Source organism: Bradyrhizobium sp. MOS001 (assembly GCF_004634465.1).
Classification (GTDB): domain Bacteria; phylum Pseudomonadota; class Alphaproteobacteria; order Rhizobiales; family Xanthobacteraceae; genus Bradyrhizobium; species Bradyrhizobium barranii.
Genome location: NZ_SPVJ01000016.1, coordinates 20,143 through 37,233, shown reverse-complemented (window position 1 = coordinate 37,233; position 17,091 = coordinate 20,143). Strand labels below are relative to the sequence as shown.

The following is a 17,091-nucleotide window of genomic DNA, read 5'->3' as shown; positions in this document are numbered from 1 at the left end:
TCGGCTGTTGCTTGTCACGTTCCGCGCACGGCTGCGCGGAACCGTCTTGCGCTGATCTGCTGTCGTCAGCCTCCCATGACGGGAACGCCGATCACAACCGGGTGGAATGCGAAGGCCAGCGCGAGATAAGCGACGATACCGACTGCAACGGCGATCAGATCATTGGTGACCCCGCCCACCGGAATCGGCGGGCCGCCGCCATCGGTGCGATGCTTCAGCGAGATGCGGTCGTACACGGCCCAGCCCAGGAACGAGCCAAACAGGATGATGGAGCCGAGATCACCATTGGCGAGCAGATGCGCGGCCGCCCACAATTTGATGCCCGCCAGCATCGGATGCTTCAGCGTCGCATAGATGCGCCCGCGCAAGTAGGACGCCACCACCAGGATAACCGCGGGCAGCATCAGCGCGACTGTAATGTGCTTGAATGCGACCGGCGGCTCCCAAACCGGGATCATTCCGGCAGCTCGATAATGGGCGAAGCCCCAGATGATCAGCGCCAGTCCCGCAAGCGAGACGGCCGCATAGAGGATCTTGTAGGTCCCCTCGCCCAGGCTCGCGATCGCCTGCGCGCGCGCCTCTCGTTTCGTTGTGAAAACATGGGCCGCAAAAAACAGCATCAGCCCCAGGATCATGACCAGCAGACCCACGACATCCTCCCCTCAACCAGCGCCCCCGCCTATGGCGTATCATCGATTGGGCGCGGGTCGCAACTCTCACGCCTCGTGGTGAGGCGTGCAGGCTCGGGTCTGCAACAGCGCGGCCTTCATCCTGCGAGACCCGCGCAAGCGCAGTCCGCAAGATGCGGGGATAGAGCTATTTTCCAAGCTCGCGATTATCGACATAGCGGATCGCGATCGGGCGTCCGGCCAGAGCGCCGCCGAGGCCGTTGGTGAATTTGAGCGGCAGGCAGGCTTTCAGCGATGAATTGATCGCGTTGAGATAGGTCGTTCGGGTATCGGCCGGGACGCCCGTGGTCGCATAGGTCAGCTGCGGCGGACCGATCATGCCGCCTGCCTTGTTGAAGCTGAAGCGCACCGCCATCTGCATGCCCGCGCGCGCATTGTCCGATGGCGGCGACCAGCAGGTGCGCAGCTCGGCGAAGAGATCGCCGATCGTATCGAGATCGTGATCCGGCCTCTGATATTTCGAGCGATCTGCCTCCGCCGGCACGGTTTCGATCGTGAGCTGGAGATTCTGACCGTAGGGGTAGTCGATCTCGGGAATGCAGGGGCCGGGCTCGAGCGGGCTGCAATAGTACGGCGTGCAGGGCCGGCCGGCGAGCACGCTGCACGGCTCATGCGAAAACGGGATCGGATTGATCTGGCGGCGCTGCGCATCGGCGGCAACCGTCGATATCGCCAACAGGAGGAAAACGAGGATGCCGCGCCACATGATGCGAGCTCACAATGTCACACGCACAAACGTGGCATTGCCAACGAACGCGTCAAGCCCGCGGCTGTTCACATGCTCGCGTTTAGCTCCGGTGTCGTCGCCCGGCTCGACCGGGCGACCCAGTACTCCGAGACGGCGGTGATGGAATCGAGAGGCTGCGGCGCTGGATTCCCCGCCTTCGCGGGGAATGACAGCGGAGTGTGGCCACGCAGCAGCGCGCAGAGAGCGTCCTACCCCTTCTTCTTGACGTCCTTGACGTTCGTGAACTCGATGCCCTCGGCGCGCTCCCTGGCGTAGCCGAGATAGAACTCGTTTCTCGCCAGATACACGGGATCGCCGTCGACATCGTCGGCGATGCTCGAGGTGTTGGCGGCGATGAAAGTGTCGAGCTTCTTGCGATCTTCGGATGAGACCCAGCGGGCGAGCTGGAACTCGCTGACCTCGAACTCGACGGGCAGCGAATATTCCGCATCGAGCCGTGCCTTCAGCACGTCAAGCTGCAGCGCCCCGACCACGCCGACCAGCGCCGGTGCGCCGTCGCGCGGGCGGAACACCTGCACCACGCCCTCTTCGGACATCTGCTGAAGCGCTTCCTTCAGCTTCTTCGCCTTCATCGCGTCGGTGAGACGCACGCGGCGGACGATTTCCGGCGCGAAGCTCGGTACGCCGACGAAGGTGAAATCCTCGCCCTCGGTCAGGGTGTCGCCGATGCGCAGCGTGCCGTGATTGGGAATACCGACGACGTCGCCGGCGAAGGCTTCGTCCGCGACCGACCGGTCCTGCGCGAAGAAGAATTGCGGGCTCGACAGCGGCATGCTCTTGCCGGTGCGCACCAGCTTCGCCTTCATGCCGCGGCTGAGCTTGCCGGAGCACAGGCGCGCAAAAGCAATGCGGTCGCGGTGGTTCGGATCCATGTTCGCCTGGATCTTGAACACGAAGGCGCTCATGCGCGGGTCGGTCGCCTCGATCTTGCGCTGGTCGCTCTCCTGCGCGCGCGGCTCCGGCGCGAACTTGCCGAGACCTTCCAGGAGGTCGCCGACGCCGAAATTGCGCAGCGCGCTGCCGAAATAGACCGGCGTCAGATGGCCCTCGCGAAAGGCGGCGAGCTCGAACGGTTTTGAAGCCTCGGTGACGAGCTCGAGCTCGTCCTTCACCGCGGAGACGTCGAGATTGGCGTTGAGCTTGGCCAGTTCCGCAATCTCGATCTGCTGGGCCGCGCCGGTCTTGGCGCCGCCGCCTTCGAGCAGGCGTACGCCGCCATTGGCGACGTCATAGGTGCCGAGGAAATCGCGGCCGCGGCCGACCGGCCAAGTCATCGGCGTGGTGTCGAGCGCCAGCGTCTTCTCGATCTCGTCGAGCAGCTCGAAGACGTCGCGGCTCTCGCGGTCCATCTTGTTGATGAAGGTGATGATCGGAATGTCGCGCAGGCGGCAGACCTCGAACAGCTTTCGGGTGCGCGCCTCGATGCCCTTGGCGGCGTCGATCACCATGACGGCGGAGTCGACGGCCGTGAGCGTACGGTAGGTGTCCTCCGAAAAGTCCTCGTGGCCCGGCGTGTCCAGCAGGTTGAACACGAGACCCTCGAACTCGAAGGTCATGACCGAGGTCACGACCGAGATGCCGCGCTCGCGCTCGATCTTCATCCAGTCCGAGCGGGTATTGCGCCGCTCGCCCTTGGCCTTGACCTGGCCGGCGAGATTGATGGCGCCGCCGAACAGCAGCAGCTTCTCGGTCAGCGTGGTCTTGCCCGCGTCCGGGTGGGAGATGATCGCGAAGGTGCGCCGCCGCGCCACTTCGGTGGCAAGCGGGGAACGGGCCGGCGAGTCGGCTGATATGACGATGTCGGACATGGCGGGAGCGTTTGGCAGGGAAAATGGGCCTGATCAAGCCTCATGTGGTGATTGCGGAGCCCCTCGGCCAGCCCCATATCCGCTCTCGGGGAGGACGGCCTCCCCCCTCATCAGCATATCCGCCGCGGGGACGACCCTGCCTTGAATGGAGGGTCGTCATGGCCTGGAGCATCCTGTTCGTCGCCGGTCTTCTCGAGATTACCTGGGCGATCGGCCTGAAATACACCGAGGGCTTTACCAAGCTTGTTCCGTCCGTCATCACGCTCGTGGCGATGGCCGGCAGCGTCATCCTGCTCGGAATCGCGCTCAAATCGCTGCCCGTCGGAACCGCCTATGCGGTCTGGACCGGCATCGGCGCCGTCGGTACCGCCGCGCTTGGCATCATCCTGTTCGGCGAGCCGGCCACCGCGTTCCGCCTCGCCAGCATTGGGCTGATCGTCGCCGGCATCGCCGGGCTGAAATTCGTCACCTGACGAAAATCTGGACCGCCCACCAGGTCAGCGCCGCGACAATGGCCGAGGCCGGGATCGTGATCACCCAGGCATAGACGATCGAGCTCGCGACGTTCCAGCGCACCGCCGAGACGCGGCGGGCCGCGCCGACGCCGACGATCGCGCCGGTAATGGTGTGGGTGGTCGAGACGGGAACGCCGAGGAAGGTCGCCATGAACAGCGTCGCGGCGCCGCCGGTCTCGGCGCAAAAGCCCTGCATCGGCGTCAGCTTGGTGATGCGCAGGCCCATGGTGCGGACGATGCGCCAGCCGCCCATCAGCGTGCCCAGCGCCATCGCGGCCTGGCAGGACAGCACCACCCAGAACGGCACCGAGAATTCACCGCCGAGATGCCCTTGCGAATAGAGCAGCACGGCGATGATGCCCATGGTCTTCTGGGCGTCATTGCCGCCATGGCCGAGCGAATAAAGCGAGGCGGAGGCGAATTGCAGGATGCGGAAGGCGCGATCGACCGCGAACGGCGTCGAGCGCACCGAGAGCCAGGACACGATCGCGACCAGCATCATCGCAAGCAGGAAGCCGACCAGCGGCGACAGCACGATCGCCAGCACCGCCTTGGACAGTCCGCTCCACACCGCCGCCGAGATCCCTGCCTTGGCCATGCCGCCGCCGACGAGACCGCCGATCAGCGCATGCGACGACGAGGACGGGATGCCCAGCCCCCAGGTCACCAGGTTCCAGACGATCGCACCGACGAGCGCCGCGAAGATCACCTGGGCATCGACGACCGCGGGATCGATGATGCCGGTGCCGATGGTCTGCGCAACATGCAGCCCGAACACCATGAAGGCGATGAAATTGAAGAACGCCGCCCAGAGCACCGCGAATTGCGGCCGCAGCACGCGGGTGGACACGATGGTCGCGATCGAATTGGCGGCGTCGTGCAGGCCGTTCAGGAAGTCGAACAGCAGCGCGACGGCGATCAAGCCGACGAGGACAGGAAGTCCGAGCGCAGCATCCACGGCGCGACCCCTGCCCTAAACTTGCTCGATGACGATGCTGTTGATCTCGTTCGCGACGTCGTCGAAACGGTCGGCCACCTTCTCGAGATGGTCGTAGATCTCGACGCCGACGATGAAATCCATCGTGCTGCCATCACGATGCTTGAGAAACAGCTCCTTCAGCCCGATGTCATGGAGATCGTCGACCCGGCCCTCCAGCTTGCCTAGCTCTTCCGTGATCGCGGTCAGCATCGCGACGTTCGGGCCGATCGACTGCATCAGCGGCAACGCCCGCCCCACGAGATTGGCGCATTCGATCAGAAGCCCGCCAATCTCCCGCATCGGCGGCTCGAAGGTGCGGACCTCGAACAGCATCACGGCCTTGGCCGTCTGCTGCATCTGGTCGATGGCATCGTCCATCGAGGTGATGAGATTTTTGATGTCGCCACGGTCAAAGGGGGTGATGAAGGTACGGCGCACCGCCGTCAGCACCTCACGGGTGATGTTGTCGGCGTCGTTCTCGAACTGGTTGACGCGCTGACAGTAGACCGGCGTCTCCTCGCCCCCGTTGAGCATGCCCTGGAGCGCGATCGAGCCCTGGATCACCGTCTGTGCATGGCGGTCGAACAGGTCGAAGAACCGTTCTTCCTTGGGCAGGAAAGCGCGAAACCATCGCATCATGGGGATAGGCTACCGGTTGGAAATGGCCCGGCCCGAACGGACCGTCATGAAACTGTCATAGACCATTTCCACCCCGCGCGCGTGTCATCTCACGCCCGCGAAGCAGGATCATCCACCGGATTATCGCGCCAATGAAATTGGCGCGATATCAATGGCTTAGAGCGAGCGCCGGAAGTAATGAGCGATTTCGCCGATGACGCCGCGGCGGAAGGTGAGCACGCAGACCACGAAGATCGAGCCCTGGATCACCGTCACCCATTGGCCAAAACCCGCCAGATATTGCTGCATGGCGATGATCGCGAAGGCACCAACCACGGGGCCGAAGATGGTGCCGAGACCGCCAACCAGCGTCATCAGCACGACCTCGCCCGACATCGTCCAGTGCACGTCGGTGAGCGAGGCATTCTGCGCCACGAACACCTTCAGCGATCCGGCAAAGCCGGCCAGCGTGCCGGACAGGACGAAAGCCAGGAATTTATATTGGTCGGTCCGGTAGCCGAGCGAGATCGCGCGCGGCTCGTTCTCGCGGATCGACTTCAGCACTTCACCGAACGGCGAGTTGATGATGCGGTAGATCAGCAGGAAGCCGGCGAGGAAGCCGGCCAGCACGACGTAATAAAGCACCGTCGGCTTGGAGAGATCGAGCAAGCCGAACATCCGCCCCTGCGGAATGCCCTGAATGCCGTCCTCACCATGGGTGAACGGCGCCTGGAGGTAGATGAAGTACAGGAGCTGCGACAGCGCCAGCGTGATCATCGAGAAATAGATGCCCTGGCGGCGGATCGAGATATAGCCGGTGATGAGCGACAGCCCGAACGCCGCGGCGATTCCAACGAGGATGCCGAGCTCCGGCGGCAACGCCCACACTTTCAGCGCGTGCGCGCTGCAATAGCCGGCGGTGCCCATGAACATTGCGTGGCCGAACGACAACAGGCCGCCATAGCCGATCAGCAGGTTGAAGGCGCAGGCAAGCAGCGCAAAGCACAGCGCCTGCATCACGAAGAACGGATAGACGCCCGTGAAGGGCACCGACGCCAGCAGCAGCGCCATCACCACGAACACGACCATCTCGTCACGCATCGCGCGCGGGGTTACCGGCAGCGTGTCGTCCGTCAAGGCTGTCATATCAGGCCGCCCTTCCCGTCAGTCCCGTTGGCTTCACCAAGAGCACCAGCACCATCAGCACGAACACGACGGTGTTGGAGGCCTCGGGGTAGAAATACTTGGTCAGGCCCTCGATCACACCGAGCGCAAAGCCGGTGATGATGGAGCCCATGATCGATCCCATGCCGCCGATCACGACCACCGCGAACACGACGATGATGAGGTCGGCGCCCATCAACGGCCGCACCTGGTTGATCGGCGCCGAGAGCACACCGGCGAGCGCGGCAAGGCCGACGCCGAGACCGTAGGTCAGCGTAATCATGCGTGGCACGTTGATGCCGAAAGCGCGCACCAGCGTCGGATTTTCAGTGGCGGCGCGCAGGTTAGCACCGAGCCGCGTCTTCTCGATCAGGAACCAGGTGGCGATACACACCACCAGCGAGAAGATGACGACCCAGCCGCGATAGATCGGCAGGAACATGAAGCCGAGATTCATGCCGCCCTTGAGCTGGTCCGGAATGGCGTAAGGCAGACCGGAGGAGCCGAAATAGTTCTGGAACACGCCCTGCACGATCAGCGCGATGCCGAAGGTCAGGAGCAGGCCGTAGAGGTGGTCGAGCCCCGTCAGCCATTGCAGCATGGTCCGTTCCAGGATCATGCCGAAGATGCCGACGATAACAGGCGCGATCAGCAGCGCCCACCAGTAGTTGATGCCGCCGAGGCTCAGCAGGAAATAGGCAACGAACGCGCCCATCATGTAGAGCGCACCGTGGGCGAAATTGATGATGTTGAGCATGCCGAAGATCACGGCAAGCCCGAGACTGAGCAGCGCGTAGAACGAGCCGTTGATCAATCCCACCAGTAGCTGAGCGTAAAGAGCCTGCATCGATCCCGCACCCGGTCCCTTCGGCGTTCCCTGAAAATCGCCCGCAGGCCGGATGGCCTGCGGGCGGTTATCTTACTTCTTCAAGAGCGCGCACTTGCTCTCGGACAGCGGCGTGAAAGCCTGGTCGCCCGGCACGGTGCCGACCAGCTTGTAGAAGTCCCACGGCCCCTTGGACTCCGAAGGCTTCTTCACCTCGAACAGGTAGGCGCTGTGGATGGTGCGGCCGTTCGGCTGGATCTCGCCCTTGCCGAACAGGTCGTCCTCCGTCGGCAACGACTTCATCTTCTCGACGACCTTGACGCCGTCATGGGGATTGCCGCCGAGCGCTTCCAGCGTCTTGAGATAGTGACGCACGCCCGCATAGACGCCGGCCTGCACCATGGTGGGCGGCGCGTTGTTCTTCATCTTGTCGGAGAAGCGCTTGGAGAAGGCCCGGGTCTTGTCGTCCATGTCCCAATAGAACGTCTCGGTGAAGTTGAGGCCCTGCGCGGTCTCGAGGCCAATCGCCTTGACGTCGGTGAGGAACAGCAGCAGCGCCGCGAGCTTCTGGCCACCCTTGACGATGCCGAACTCGGCCGCCTGCTTGATCGAGTTGGTGGTGTCGCCGCCGGCATTGGCAAGGCCGACGATCTTGGCCTTGGACGCCTGCGCCTGCAGCAGGAATGACGAGAAGTCGGGCGTGTTGAGCGGATGCTTGACGCCGCCGACGACCTTGCCGCCGTTGGCGGTGACCACGGCCGTGGTATCGCGCTCGAGCGCCGCACCGAAGGCGTAGTCCGCGGTCAGGAAGAACCAGCTGTCGCCACCGGCCTTCACCAGAGCCTGACCCGTGGTGTGGGCCAGCATGTAGGTGTCGTAGGTCCAGTGCACCGTATTGGGCGAGCACTGCGCGTTGGTGAGGTCCGAGGTCGCCGCGCCCGAGTTGATGTAGACGCCATTCTTTTCCTTGATGACGTTGTTGACGGCGAGCGCCACGCCGGAGTTCGGCACGTCGACGATGATGTCGACCTTGTCGACGTCGAACCATTGCCGCGCGATCGCGGTGCCGATGTCGGGCTTGTTCTGGTGATCGCCGGAGATGATGTCGATCTTCCACCCCTTCGCCGCAAGGCCGGAATCTTCGACGGCCATCTGGGCGGCGAGCGTCGAGCCGGGACCGCCGAGGTCGGCGTAGAGGCCGGACTGATCGGACAGCGCGCCGATCTTGACGGTCTTGTCCTGCGCAAAGGCTACGCCAGCCGTGGTGACGGCCAACGCCGTGCCGAGCAGAAACGACGCAATCGACTTTTTCATGCTACTTCCCTCGTGAATTTTCTCGTGGCCGTTTGACGCTTGGCCGTCTTAGACGCCGAGATAGGTGTGGAGCTTGTCCATGTTGGCGGCAAGCTCCGAATTGGAAAATCCGTCAATGATCTTGCCGTGCTCGACCACGTAATAGCGGTCGGCGACGGTGGATGCGAACCGGAAGTTCTGCTCGACCAGGAGGATGGTAAAACCCTCCTTCTTGAGCCGTGCAATGGTGTGGCCGATCTGCTGGATAATGACAGGCGCAAGACCTTCGGTCGGCTCGTCCAGCATCAGGAAGCTCGCGCCGGTGCGCAGGATGCGCGCGATCGCGAGCATCTGCTGCTCACCGCCGGAGAGCTTGGTGCCCTGGCTGTTGAGACGTTCCTTCAGATTCGGAAACAGATCAAAGATCTGCTCGAGCGGCAATCCGCCCGGGCGAACCACCGGCGGCAGCAACAAATTCTCCCGCACATCGAGACTGGAGAAAATGCCGCGTTCCTCCGGGCAGAACGCGATGCCCATCCGCGCGATCTTGTCGGAGGTCGCGCGGATGATGTCCTGGTTGTTGAACTTCACCGAGCCGGTCCGCTTGCCGATGATGCCCATGATCGACTTCAGCGTGGTCGTCTTGCCGGCGCCGTTGCGGCCGAGCAGCGTAACCACCTCGCCCGCGTTCACGTCGAAATTGATCCCGTGCAGGATGTGGGACTCGCCGTACCATGCTTCCAGGTTGCGGACCTGGAGGATGTTGCCGCCGGTTGCGGCTTTTGCGGGAGCGTCCGCGGTTGCAGTCTCAGGCATGACCGGCTCCCAGATAGGCTTCCTTGACGCGCTCGTCCTTGGTGAGCTCGCTGTAATGGCCTTGCGCCAGCACCTGCCCGCGCGTCAGCACGGTGATGATGTCGGAGAGATTGGCCACGACGCTCAGATTATGCTCGACCATCAGGATGGTGTATTTCGCCGAGATGCGCTTGATCAGCGCCGCGATCTTGTCGATGTCCTCGTGGCCCATGCCGGCCATCGGCTCGTCCAGCAACATCATCTCGGGGTCGAGCGCGAGCGTCGTTGCGATCTCGAGCGCGCGCTTGCGGCCGTAGGCCATCTCGACCGCGGGCGTATTGGCAAACTCGCTGAGGCCGACATCGTTCAACAGTTCACGCGCGCGATCGTTGAAGCGGTTGAGCACGGACTTGGAGCGCCAGAAATCGAAGGAACTGCCGTGCTGGCGCTGAAGCGCGACGCGGACGTTTTCCAGCGCGGTGAGATGCGGAAACACTGCCGAGATCTGGAATGAACGGACCAGTCCCAGGCGCGCCACATCGGCCGGCGCCATCGCCGTGATGTCCTGCCCCTTGTACAGAATTTTGCCGGCGGACGGTTTGAGGAACTTGGTCAAAAGATTGAAGCACGTCGTCTTGCCCGCCCCGTTCGGGCCGATCAACGCGTGAATGCTCCCACGGCGAACCTTGAGCGCAACGTCGCGGACGGCGAAGAAGCCCGCGAACTCCTTGGTCAAGCCTTCCGTTTCGAGAATGAACTCATCGGCCAAACAGATTTCCCCCTGCCCGCACAATACGCGTGGCTGTCCTTAGTTACTTCGGCTTTCCGGGGGCCTTGGAGCCTGTCCCGGAACGTCGCCTCCGGGCGCGGAATATGCCGGAGGTGACGGGGGTTAGGCAAGGCGGAAAGCTGAGCAGATCAGGTCTCCGGCCGGGAGGCTTATGCTCCCTTAGTCGGACGCGTTTTGATGTCGCCTGCCCGGCCTCCCGGTTCGCAAGGCACCGGTCATCAAGCCGTCGTTAACGGTCTTTCATCCCGCGCGCCAGCCTTCATAGAAAATTTTCCCGCCGCATGGATCATGCGCGGGTTTTATGCGTCGGGAATATTGTCTTGGATTTTGCAAGCGCGGCTCCTTCTGTCGTCAAGTCGATCAGGCAGCGTGATCTCCTGAACACGTGGCTGCGACTTTATGCGCGCGGGCAGATGGTGCCGGCGATCTGGGAGTATCAGCCCGCGCGGCTCGAGGAAGAGCTGTCCGATCTCATCTATTATACCGTCGACATCTCGGCGCCGACGCCGCGCCTCATCATCCAGAGCGAAGGCACGCGCATCTCGCGCGCCTATGGACAGACCGGCAAAGGCGTTCTGCTCGACGACTACATCGGGCCGCGCCTCGCACCCTTCGTGATGCCAATCTATTATGAATGCGTGGCGCGCGGCCTTCCGGTCTACAGCGTGGCCGACGTCGACGACATCTACGGCCGCGTGGTTGCCTATGAACGGCTGCTGCTGCCGTTCCAGACCGACGGCAAGGTCTGCCACGTCATCGCCTCGCTCAAGACATTCTGCGAGGACGGCGGTTTCGAGATCAAGAATCTGATGCGCGGAAATGACGCGCTGCCGCGCCCGAAACTGCGCACGGTGATCGACCGCGATCTCTTCCATCGCGCTCCCGGCCGGATTGCTGCGGCCGACGTCGTCGAGTTCGCCGATCAGCCCGGCGTCACCACCGAGATCGTCGAGCTGAATTAGGGGTTAGCGCGATCTGGCGCCGACCTACTTGGCCTTGACCTACTTGGCCTTGACTTCCTTGGCATAGATATCCGGCTCGAAGCCGACCAGAAGCTTGCCGCCGACTTCGAGCACCGGCCGCTTGATCATCGATGGTTGCGCTAGCATCAGCGCCAGCGCCTTCTTCTCGGTGAGGCCTTCCTTGTCGGAATCCGGCAGCTTCTTGAAGGTCGTGCCGGCGCGATTGAGCAGCGTCTCCCAGCCAGCCTTGTCGCTCCACTGCTTGAGCTTGTCCTTCTCGACGCCCGCCGCCTTGTAGTCGTGGAACTCGTAGGCGACGCCATGGGTGTCGAGCCAGGCGCGCGCCTTCTTCATGGTGTCGCAGTTCTTGATGCCGTAGATGATGTTGGGCAAGACCTTCCTCGCGCATGCGTCGTTGGATGACTGCAGCGTTGTACGAAACTCCGGTTCGCGCGACAACATTGCGAACGAACCTCGCTCTCCGAACGGATAGATCAATGCACGTCATTCACGATCCCGCCGCGGCCGTGTCGCCAGCCATCGACTTCGACAGCTTCCTCGCGGTCGATATCCGCGTCGGCACCATCGTCGATGCAAAACCGTTCCCGGAGGCGCGCAAGCCGGCCTGGCGGCTGTGGATCGACTTCGGTCCCGCGATCGGCGTGCGCAAGAGCTCGGCCCAGATCACCGAAAATCATCCGCTCGATACGCTGGTGGGACAGCAGGTCGCGGCCGTCGTGAACTTCCCGCCGCGCCAGATCGGTCCGGTCGTCTCGGAGGTGCTGACACTCGGCTTCCCCGATGCCGAGGGCAAGGTCGTGCTGGTGCAGCCGAGCAAGCCTGTGCCGAACGGCGGACGGCTGTTCTAGCCGCGCGATCGCCGGCCGGGCCGCAGCACCTCAGCCACGGCCCCGGCAACGGTTTGATCCTCCCGTTTCCGGACCGTCTGGACTTGACCAAGATCGCCTTTGATAATAAATATGACTGACTGATCGTTTTTTATTAATGCCGGCTTTGTCGAAGCCGCATCAGGCAAATGGTTAAAACGACCGATCTGTCAGTTATTTTATGGACGGCCAGAATGCCCAAGATCAGCGACAAGCAACGCGAAGGAAGGCGGCAGCAGATCCTCGAAGCGGCCCTTGCCTGCTTCGCCGAGCAAGGCTTTCACCAGACCGGCATGGCCGACATCGTCAAACGGTCGGGCTTGAGCCACGGCTCGGTCTATCTCTACTTCCAGAGCAAGGACGATTTGATCGAGGCGCTCGCCGACGACCGGCATCGTCGCGAGGCCGTGCTCAACTCGGTTGCGCAGGGATCGGGTGATCCGATCGAAGGACTCCACGCGCTGATCCGCGTCTACGCGCAATGGCTCACCGATCCCGCCGGCGAAGCGCGGCGTCGCGTCGGCATTCACGGCTGGGCGGAGGCCCTGCGCAACCGCCGCGTCCGCACCAGCGTCGTCGAAGGCATCGACATGCCGCGCGCGCTGATCGTGGCGCTGGTCGAGCGCGGCCAGCATGACGGCCTGATCAAGCGCGACCTCGGCGCCGATGCGATCGCGCGCGTGCTCATCGCGATCTTCCAGGGCTTCGTGCTGCAGAAATGCTGGGGCGAGGATTTTGACGTCGAGGCCTGCATGGCGGCCGTCGGCGGCGTGATCGAGGGATTTCGCACGACCAGGCCTGACATCAAGCGACGGACCAGGACGTAAGCGATGTCCTGGATTCACGATCTCCTCGCAGGCATTGGCGTCGGTCTCGTCGGCGGACTGACATCGGGCTTCATGGGTACGAGCCCGGGCGGCGGGCTTGTCGTCTTCACCGTGCTGCTGCTCGGCGCGGAGCAGCATGTCGCCCAGGGGACGTCGCTGATCACGCAGGTCCCGCCCACTGGCCTCGCTGGCGTGCGCCGCTACTGGCAGAGCGGCAATCGCAGCCCGCTGCAATGGATCGCCTGGATCGGCCTCGGATTTCTCGCCGGCGGTGCGGGCGGCGGTTACGCCGCGGCGGCGGTTTCCGACTCGGTGCTGCAATGGACCTACGTCGTCTATCTCGTCGCGCTGATCGCCCTTCTGATCCTGCGCCGCGACCGCAAGGACGGCAACCACGCGGCCGTTGACCGAGACGAACTGCCTTGGCTCCCCCTGCTCCTCATCGGCGCGCTTGCCGGATTTTCCTCCGGCTTCATGGGCATCGGCGGCGGGCTCGCGATCACCGTCGGCCTCGCCGCGGGCCTACGCGTCCCGCAGCATCAGGCCCAACTCGTCAGCCTCATCTTCTCGGTCATCCCGACCAATATTCCGGCGGCCTGGATCTACTGGAGCAAGGGGCTCATGGTCGGCTGGCCGGCCATCATCGGGATTCTCGCCGGCCTCTGGATCGGCACCGATCTCGGTGCACGCGCGGCCAACGGCGTCAGCAAAGCGGTGCTGCACAGGGTCATGATCGCCCTCATCTCGGTGATGGCGCTCTACATGACGCATAAGGCGCTGACCTGATTCTACGGCCGCTTCGGAATGTTCAGCCCGCGCTGCACGGCAGGACGCGCCAGCCCCCGTTCGAGCCAGGCACCGACCGACTTGAACTGGCTGAATTCGACGAGATCGCCGGCGCCGTAGAAACCGATGAGATTGCGCACCCAGCCGAGCATGGAGATATCGGCGATGGTGTAGTCGTCATCCATCAACCACTGCCGGCCGGAAAGATGCGTCTCCATCACGCCGAGCAGACGCTTGGCCTCGCTGACATAGCGGTCGAGCGGCCGCTTGTCCTCGAAATCCTTGCCGGCGAATTTGTGGAAGAAGCCGACCTGGCCGAACATCGGCCCGATGCCGCCCATCTGGAAATGCACCCACTGGATGGCCTGGTAGCGGCGCGCGGCGTCCTCCGGCAGAAGCTTGCCGGTCTTCTCGGCGAGGTATTGCAGGATCGCCCCGGACTCGAACAGCGGCAGCGGCCGGCCGCCCGGACCGTTGGGATCGAGGATCGCCGGAATCTTGCCGTTCGGATTGAGTGAGAGGAATTCCGCCGTCTTCTGGTCGTCCTTGCCGAAGTCGACGAGGTGGACCTCGTAAGGCAGACCGATCTCTTCCAGCATGATCGACACCTTGACGCCGTTCGGCGTCGGCAGCGAATAAAGCTGAAGCAGCTCCGGATGCCTGGCAGGCCAGCGCTTGGTGATGGGAAAGGCGGACAGATCAGGCATCGGGACCCCGGCTTCGTTCGTGAGATGCCGCCTAATCTAGGCGAGCCGTCGAACGGCGCAAGGCCGAGCAGTGATCATGCATCGAAGCCGGACTACAGGGGCCGCAGCAGATGCCTGGCGGCGTACGCGATATCGCGCTGCGCGCGTTGCTCGATGAAGAGCTGCCCGGTGACGAGCAGCGTTCCGGTGAAAATGAGCGCGAGCATCGCGGTCGCGAACTGACTGGCATCCTTCATCGCACGAGCTTCTCCGTCATCGGTTCGCACGGGGAACGCGGGCCGACCGTCGACAGTTCCTGCACGCCTCAAATAAATTGCCACTTTATCCCGAATCGAGGCGCACCAGGCCGCGACCTCAATAATTGATCTCCATCCGCAGTCCGCGCGGATCGACCTCTTCGCCGCCGACACGCTGTGTGCTGTCGCGGGCCGCGACCGCGCAGGCACAGGCATCGATGAGATCGTCGCGGCCGATGCCGGTGCCATGACGCTGCGTCAGCCATGTCTCCAGGCGCGTGAAGCCGCGTTGCGCCAGCAGCGAGATGCGCTGCTCACGACCTTGCGCCGACGTCTTCTTCGGAAGACGGACTCGGCCCGCCAGATTCCAGAAAATCAATTCCGGATGCGCTTCGCCAATTGTCGCCTGCCGCACCGGCGTCATGATCTCGTCGACGTCCCTGATCTTGTCCCTGATGTTCCAGAGCTGCGCCGACACGCCCCTGCCCTTGCCCTCCCGCTCCCAATAGTGGCGATTGGCTGCCGCCATGTCGGGAAATGTCCAGAGATCGCGGCGCGCGCCAAGAAACACGGCAGGGCCGACCAGCTCGCGTGCACGCAAGTCGCAGGCTCGATAGCCGCTTGGCTTCAATCCGATCGGCATGTCGATCATCGCACGCGCATGCGGCATCGCAAGCAAGCGCGTCAGGCCCGGCGAATAATCGAAGCCGTGATCGCCGCGCTCGTCGATCCAGGCTGCGACCCAGCCGAAGCGAAACCCATCGAGACCGAGATAGTTTGGCAAATCATGCGTCCATCATTTTCAATCTTCACACGCGCGTCGCTTGACATCCGTAAGTTGCGAGAGTATTTCCCGCGCCCTCACGAACACTTCCGTTCGTGACACACATCATGAACCGAGCAATGCCGCACCGCTACGCAATCCTGGTCCGCCCGTCGAATGACCTACGGTCAATCGATTGCGCACGCTTGGCTCATGGGAGAGGTCTTGCCTGATAGCGAGATCAAAAGTCCAGGTATCACGGACCCTCCCGAGCCAACGCTCCGGAGGGTTTTTTGTTGTTCAAAGCAATATGTTAAGCAGGACACATGACCATGCGACGATCTGATCCCTACATGGAACGCGCCCGAGAGCTCTGCCTCGCCGCCGGCGTCGATCCGGACTCGCGCGTCGGTGAAGGACGCGGCCAGCCGGCCTGGTGCCTGTACAAGGACGCCGCGCGCAAGGAGCATCTGGCACGCGAGGCCAATGCGACGGCCGACGCGATCGCGCAGCTCCATCCGCAGGAGGCCCGCTTTCAGAATGCGCCGCTGAAGATTTTTGGCCCGCATGAGGAAGCGACCATCGCGCAGATGCGCAACTGCATGGCGGTCGGCAATGTCGTGTCCGGCGTGATCTGCGCCGACGGCCATCTCGGCTACGCCCAGCCGGTCGGCGGGGTCATCGCCTACGAGAAGCAGATCAGCATCTCCGGCGTCGGCTTCGACATCGGCTGCGGCAACATGGCCGCACGGCTCGACACGCGCTTCGACGACATTGCGGCGATCGTGCCCACGATCATCCGCGACGTCGCCAAGGTCATCTCGTTCGGTGTTGGTCGCGCCAACGCCGAACGGGCCGAGCACGAGCTGTTCGACGACGGTGACGCCTGGCGCGAGAGCGACATGGAAGCCTACCGTCAGAAGGCGGTGGCGCAGCTCGGCACGGTCGGGTCGGGCAACCACTATGTCGACCTCATGCGCGACGAGGAAGGTTTTGTCTGGATCGGCGTCCACTTCGGAAGCCGTGGTCTCGGGCATACTTCCGCGACGCGCTACCTCAAGGCCGCCGGCGGCAAGGACGGCATGAACGTCCCGCCCGCCGTCGTCGACGAGGAGTCCGAGCTCGGCCGCCGCTACATCGCGGCGATGCAGCTCGCCGGGCGTTATGCCTATGCGGGCCGGGAGTGGGTTGTCGAACGCGTCCGCCAGATCATCGGCGGCAGCGTGACCGAGAGCGTGCACAACCACCACAACTACGCCTGGCGTGAGACCCACGACGGGCGTGATCTGTGGGTGGTGCGCAAGGGCGCGACGCCGGCGTTTCCCGGCCAGAAGGGATTCGTCGGCGGCTCGATGGGCGACGACGCCGTCATTCTCGAAGGCGTCGACAGTCCGGAAGCCAGGGCTTCGCTCTACTCGACAGTACACGGCGCCGGCCGCATGTTCGGACGAAAGGAGGCGAAGCGGCGCTTCTCGCGTGCGGAGATGGACCACTGGCTCAACGAGCGTGGTGTCACCTTGATCGGTGCCGACCTCGACGAGAGCCCGATGGCCTATCGCCGCCTGCCCGACGTGCTCGCGCAGCACGCCGGCACCGTGCGGGTGCTGCACACGCTGCGGCCGTTCGCCGTCGCCATGGCTGGCGAAGGCGAGTTCGACCCCTGGAAGGACTGACGCGAACCGCAGGCGGGAGGCATCA

The 17,091-nt window shown here is 63.5% G+C and carries 20 protein-coding genes; 6 read left to right on the top strand and 14 right to left on the bottom strand.

The window, feature by feature from the left end; translation table 11 throughout:
* Positions 1-65 precede the first annotated feature (65 nt).
* The 3 genes from CT676_RS20865 to CT676_RS20855 all read right to left on the bottom strand — a co-directional run bounded on the left by CT676_RS20865 (position 66) and on the right by CT676_RS20855 (position 3,245).
* Complete coding sequence (locus CT676_RS20865) at positions 66-650, bottom strand: NnrU family protein (RefSeq protein WP_135215257.1); 585 nt, start codon at positions 648-650, stop codon at positions 66-68.
* A 166-nt stretch (positions 651-816) separates the two neighbouring features.
* On the bottom strand, positions 817-1,395 hold the full coding sequence (locus CT676_RS20860) for a hypothetical protein (protein WP_135215256.1): 579 nt from the start codon (positions 1,393-1,395) through the stop codon (positions 817-819).
* 230 nt (positions 1,396-1,625) lie between these two features.
* The gene (locus CT676_RS20855; RefSeq protein ID WP_135215255.1) at positions 1,626-3,245 is read right to left on the bottom strand and encodes a peptide chain release factor 3; all 1,620 of its coding nucleotides are present in this window, start codon (positions 3,243-3,245) and stop codon (positions 1,626-1,628) included.
* A gap of 158 nt (positions 3,246-3,403) precedes the next feature.
* Here CT676_RS20855 and sugE point away from each other — a divergent pair, with 158 nt between their 5' ends.
* The gene (sugE, locus tag CT676_RS20850) at positions 3,404-3,718 is read left to right on the top strand and encodes a quaternary ammonium compound efflux SMR transporter SugE (RefSeq protein ID WP_135215254.1); all 315 of its coding nucleotides are present in this window, start codon (positions 3,404-3,406) and stop codon (positions 3,716-3,718) included.
* On the opposite strand, the gene CT676_RS20845 is transcribed toward sugE, so the two are convergent.
* The 7 genes from CT676_RS20845 to CT676_RS20815 form a co-directional block, all read right to left on the bottom strand.
* Positions 3,711-4,718: an inorganic phosphate transporter gene (locus tag CT676_RS20845; RefSeq protein ID WP_008143644.1), complete on the bottom strand. Its 1,008-nt coding sequence runs from the start codon at positions 4,716-4,718 to the stop codon at positions 3,711-3,713. The two genes, sugE and CT676_RS20845, sit on opposite strands and share 8 nt — an antisense overlap.
* Before the next feature lie 15 nt (positions 4,719-4,733).
* Positions 4,734-5,378 carry a DUF47 domain-containing protein gene (locus CT676_RS20840; RefSeq protein ID WP_135215253.1) on the bottom strand — a complete coding sequence of 215 codons (645 nt, stop codon included), beginning with the start codon at positions 5,376-5,378 and terminating at the stop codon, positions 4,734-4,736.
* Between the two features lie 156 nt (positions 5,379-5,534).
* A complete protein-coding gene (locus CT676_RS20835) occupies positions 5,535-6,503 on the bottom strand; it encodes a branched-chain amino acid ABC transporter permease (protein ID WP_135215252.1) in 969 nt (322 codons plus the stop codon).
* A gap of 1 nt (position 6,504) precedes the next feature.
* Positions 6,505-7,368, bottom strand: coding sequence for a branched-chain amino acid ABC transporter permease (locus tag CT676_RS20830; protein WP_063983732.1), 864 nt, complete (start codon positions 7,366-7,368; stop codon positions 6,505-6,507).
* A 72-nt stretch (positions 7,369-7,440) separates the two neighbouring features.
* Positions 7,441-8,661, bottom strand: a complete 1,221-nt coding sequence (locus tag CT676_RS20825) for an ABC transporter substrate-binding protein (protein WP_135215251.1) — start codon at positions 8,659-8,661, stop codon at positions 7,441-7,443.
* A 48-nt stretch (positions 8,662-8,709) separates the two neighbouring features.
* Positions 8,710-9,456 carry an ABC transporter ATP-binding protein gene (locus tag CT676_RS20820; protein WP_014495849.1) on the bottom strand — a complete coding sequence of 249 codons (747 nt, stop codon included), beginning with the start codon at positions 9,454-9,456 and terminating at the stop codon, positions 8,710-8,712.
* The gene (locus CT676_RS20815; protein ID WP_063983735.1) at positions 9,449-10,204 is read right to left on the bottom strand and encodes an ABC transporter ATP-binding protein; all 756 of its coding nucleotides are present in this window, start codon (positions 10,202-10,204) and stop codon (positions 9,449-9,451) included. The genes CT676_RS20820 and CT676_RS20815 overlap by 8 nt, the downstream gene beginning before the upstream one ends.
* Positions 10,205-10,506: 302 nt before the next feature.
* Here CT676_RS20815 and CT676_RS20810 point away from each other — a divergent pair, with 302 nt between their 5' ends.
* Entirely contained in the window at positions 10,507-11,187 is a 681-nt protein-coding gene (locus CT676_RS20810) for a hypothetical protein (protein ID WP_135215250.1), read from the top strand.
* A gap of 39 nt (positions 11,188-11,226) precedes the next feature.
* Here the strand turns inward: CT676_RS20810 and CT676_RS20805 are convergent, their stop codons facing one another.
* Positions 11,227-11,580 (bottom strand): ArsC family reductase, encoded by a 354-nt coding sequence (locus CT676_RS20805; RefSeq protein ID WP_135215249.1) that lies wholly within the window; start codon positions 11,578-11,580, stop codon positions 11,227-11,229.
* Between the two features lie 104 nt (positions 11,581-11,684).
* Between CT676_RS20805 and CT676_RS20800 the strand changes: the two genes are divergently transcribed.
* The 3 genes from CT676_RS20800 to CT676_RS20790 all read left to right on the top strand — a co-directional run bounded on the left by CT676_RS20800 (position 11,685) and on the right by CT676_RS20790 (position 13,687).
* On the top strand, positions 11,685-12,056 hold the full coding sequence (locus tag CT676_RS20800; RefSeq protein WP_135215248.1) for a tRNA-binding protein: 372 nt from the start codon (positions 11,685-11,687) through the stop codon (positions 12,054-12,056).
* A 212-nt stretch (positions 12,057-12,268) separates the two neighbouring features.
* Complete coding sequence (locus CT676_RS20795) at positions 12,269-12,901, top strand: TetR/AcrR family transcriptional regulator (protein ID WP_135215247.1); 633 nt, start codon at positions 12,269-12,271, stop codon at positions 12,899-12,901.
* 3 nt (positions 12,902-12,904) lie between these two features.
* Complete coding sequence (locus CT676_RS20790) at positions 12,905-13,687, top strand: sulfite exporter TauE/SafE family protein (RefSeq protein ID WP_135215246.1); 783 nt, start codon at positions 12,905-12,907, stop codon at positions 13,685-13,687.
* Positions 13,688-13,689: 2 nt separating this feature from the next.
* Here CT676_RS20790 and CT676_RS20785 read toward each other — a convergent pair whose 3' ends face one another.
* The 3 genes from CT676_RS20785 to CT676_RS20780 form a co-directional block, all read right to left on the bottom strand.
* Entirely contained in the window at positions 13,690-14,394 is a 705-nt protein-coding gene (locus tag CT676_RS20785) for a glutathione S-transferase N-terminal domain-containing protein (RefSeq protein ID WP_135215245.1), read from the bottom strand.
* 92 nt (positions 14,395-14,486) lie between these two features.
* The gene (locus CT676_RS44125; RefSeq protein ID WP_167768104.1) at positions 14,487-14,630 is read right to left on the bottom strand and encodes a hypothetical protein; all 144 of its coding nucleotides are present in this window, start codon (positions 14,628-14,630) and stop codon (positions 14,487-14,489) included.
* Between the two features lie 118 nt (positions 14,631-14,748).
* Positions 14,749-15,414, bottom strand: a complete 666-nt coding sequence (locus tag CT676_RS20780; RefSeq protein WP_135215244.1) for a DUF429 domain-containing protein — start codon at positions 15,412-15,414, stop codon at positions 14,749-14,751.
* Between the two features lie 311 nt (positions 15,415-15,725).
* On the opposite strand from CT676_RS20780, the gene CT676_RS20775 reads away from it, so the two are divergent.
* Positions 15,726-17,066, top strand: coding sequence for an RtcB family protein (locus CT676_RS20775; RefSeq protein WP_135215243.1), 1,341 nt, complete (start codon positions 15,726-15,728; stop codon positions 17,064-17,066).
* The last annotated feature ends 25 nt before the right edge of the window (positions 17,067-17,091 follow it).

Bases quoted from the DNA above. Each gene is read 5' to 3' on its own strand.
- CT676_RS20860 (WP_135215256.1), bottom strand. From the start codon at position 1,395: ATGTGGCGCGGCATCCTCGTTTTCCTCCTGTTGGCGATATCGACGGTT.
- CT676_RS20855 (WP_135215255.1), bottom strand. From the start codon at position 3,245: ATGTCCGACATCGTCATATCAGCCGACTCGCCGGCCCGTTCCCCGCTT.
- sugE (WP_135215254.1), top strand. From the start codon at position 3,404: ATGGCCTGGAGCATCCTGTTCGTCGCCGGTCTTCTCGAGATTACCTGG.
- CT676_RS20840 (WP_135215253.1), bottom strand. From the start codon at position 5,378: ATGATGCGATGGTTTCGCGCTTTCCTGCCCAAGGAAGAACGGTTCTTC.
- CT676_RS20835 (WP_135215252.1), bottom strand. From the start codon at position 6,503: ATGACAGCCTTGACGGACGACACGCTGCCGGTAACCCCGCGCGCGATG.
- CT676_RS20830 (WP_063983732.1), bottom strand. From the start codon at position 7,368: ATGCAGGCTCTTTACGCTCAGCTACTGGTGGGATTGATCAACGGCTCG.
- CT676_RS20825 (WP_135215251.1), bottom strand. From the start codon at position 8,661: ATGAAAAAGTCGATTGCGTCGTTTCTGCTCGGCACGGCGTTGGCCGTC.
- CT676_RS20820 (WP_014495849.1), bottom strand. From the start codon at position 9,456: ATGCCTGAGACTGCAACCGCGGACGCTCCCGCAAAAGCCGCAACCGGC.
- CT676_RS20810 (WP_135215250.1), top strand. From the start codon at position 10,507: ATGGATCATGCGCGGGTTTTATGCGTCGGGAATATTGTCTTGGATTTT.
- CT676_RS20800 (WP_135215248.1), top strand. From the start codon at position 11,685: ATGCACGTCATTCACGATCCCGCCGCGGCCGTGTCGCCAGCCATCGAC.
- CT676_RS20795 (WP_135215247.1), top strand. From the start codon at position 12,269: ATGCCCAAGATCAGCGACAAGCAACGCGAAGGAAGGCGGCAGCAGATC.
- CT676_RS20790 (WP_135215246.1), top strand. From the start codon at position 12,905: ATGTCCTGGATTCACGATCTCCTCGCAGGCATTGGCGTCGGTCTCGTC.
- CT676_RS20785 (WP_135215245.1), bottom strand. From the start codon at position 14,394: ATGCCTGATCTGTCCGCCTTTCCCATCACCAAGCGCTGGCCTGCCAGG.
- CT676_RS44125 (WP_167768104.1), bottom strand. From the start codon at position 14,630: ATGAAGGATGCCAGTCAGTTCGCGACCGCGATGCTCGCGCTCATTTTC.
- CT676_RS20775 (WP_135215243.1), top strand. From the start codon at position 15,726: ATGCGACGATCTGATCCCTACATGGAACGCGCCCGAGAGCTCTGCCTC.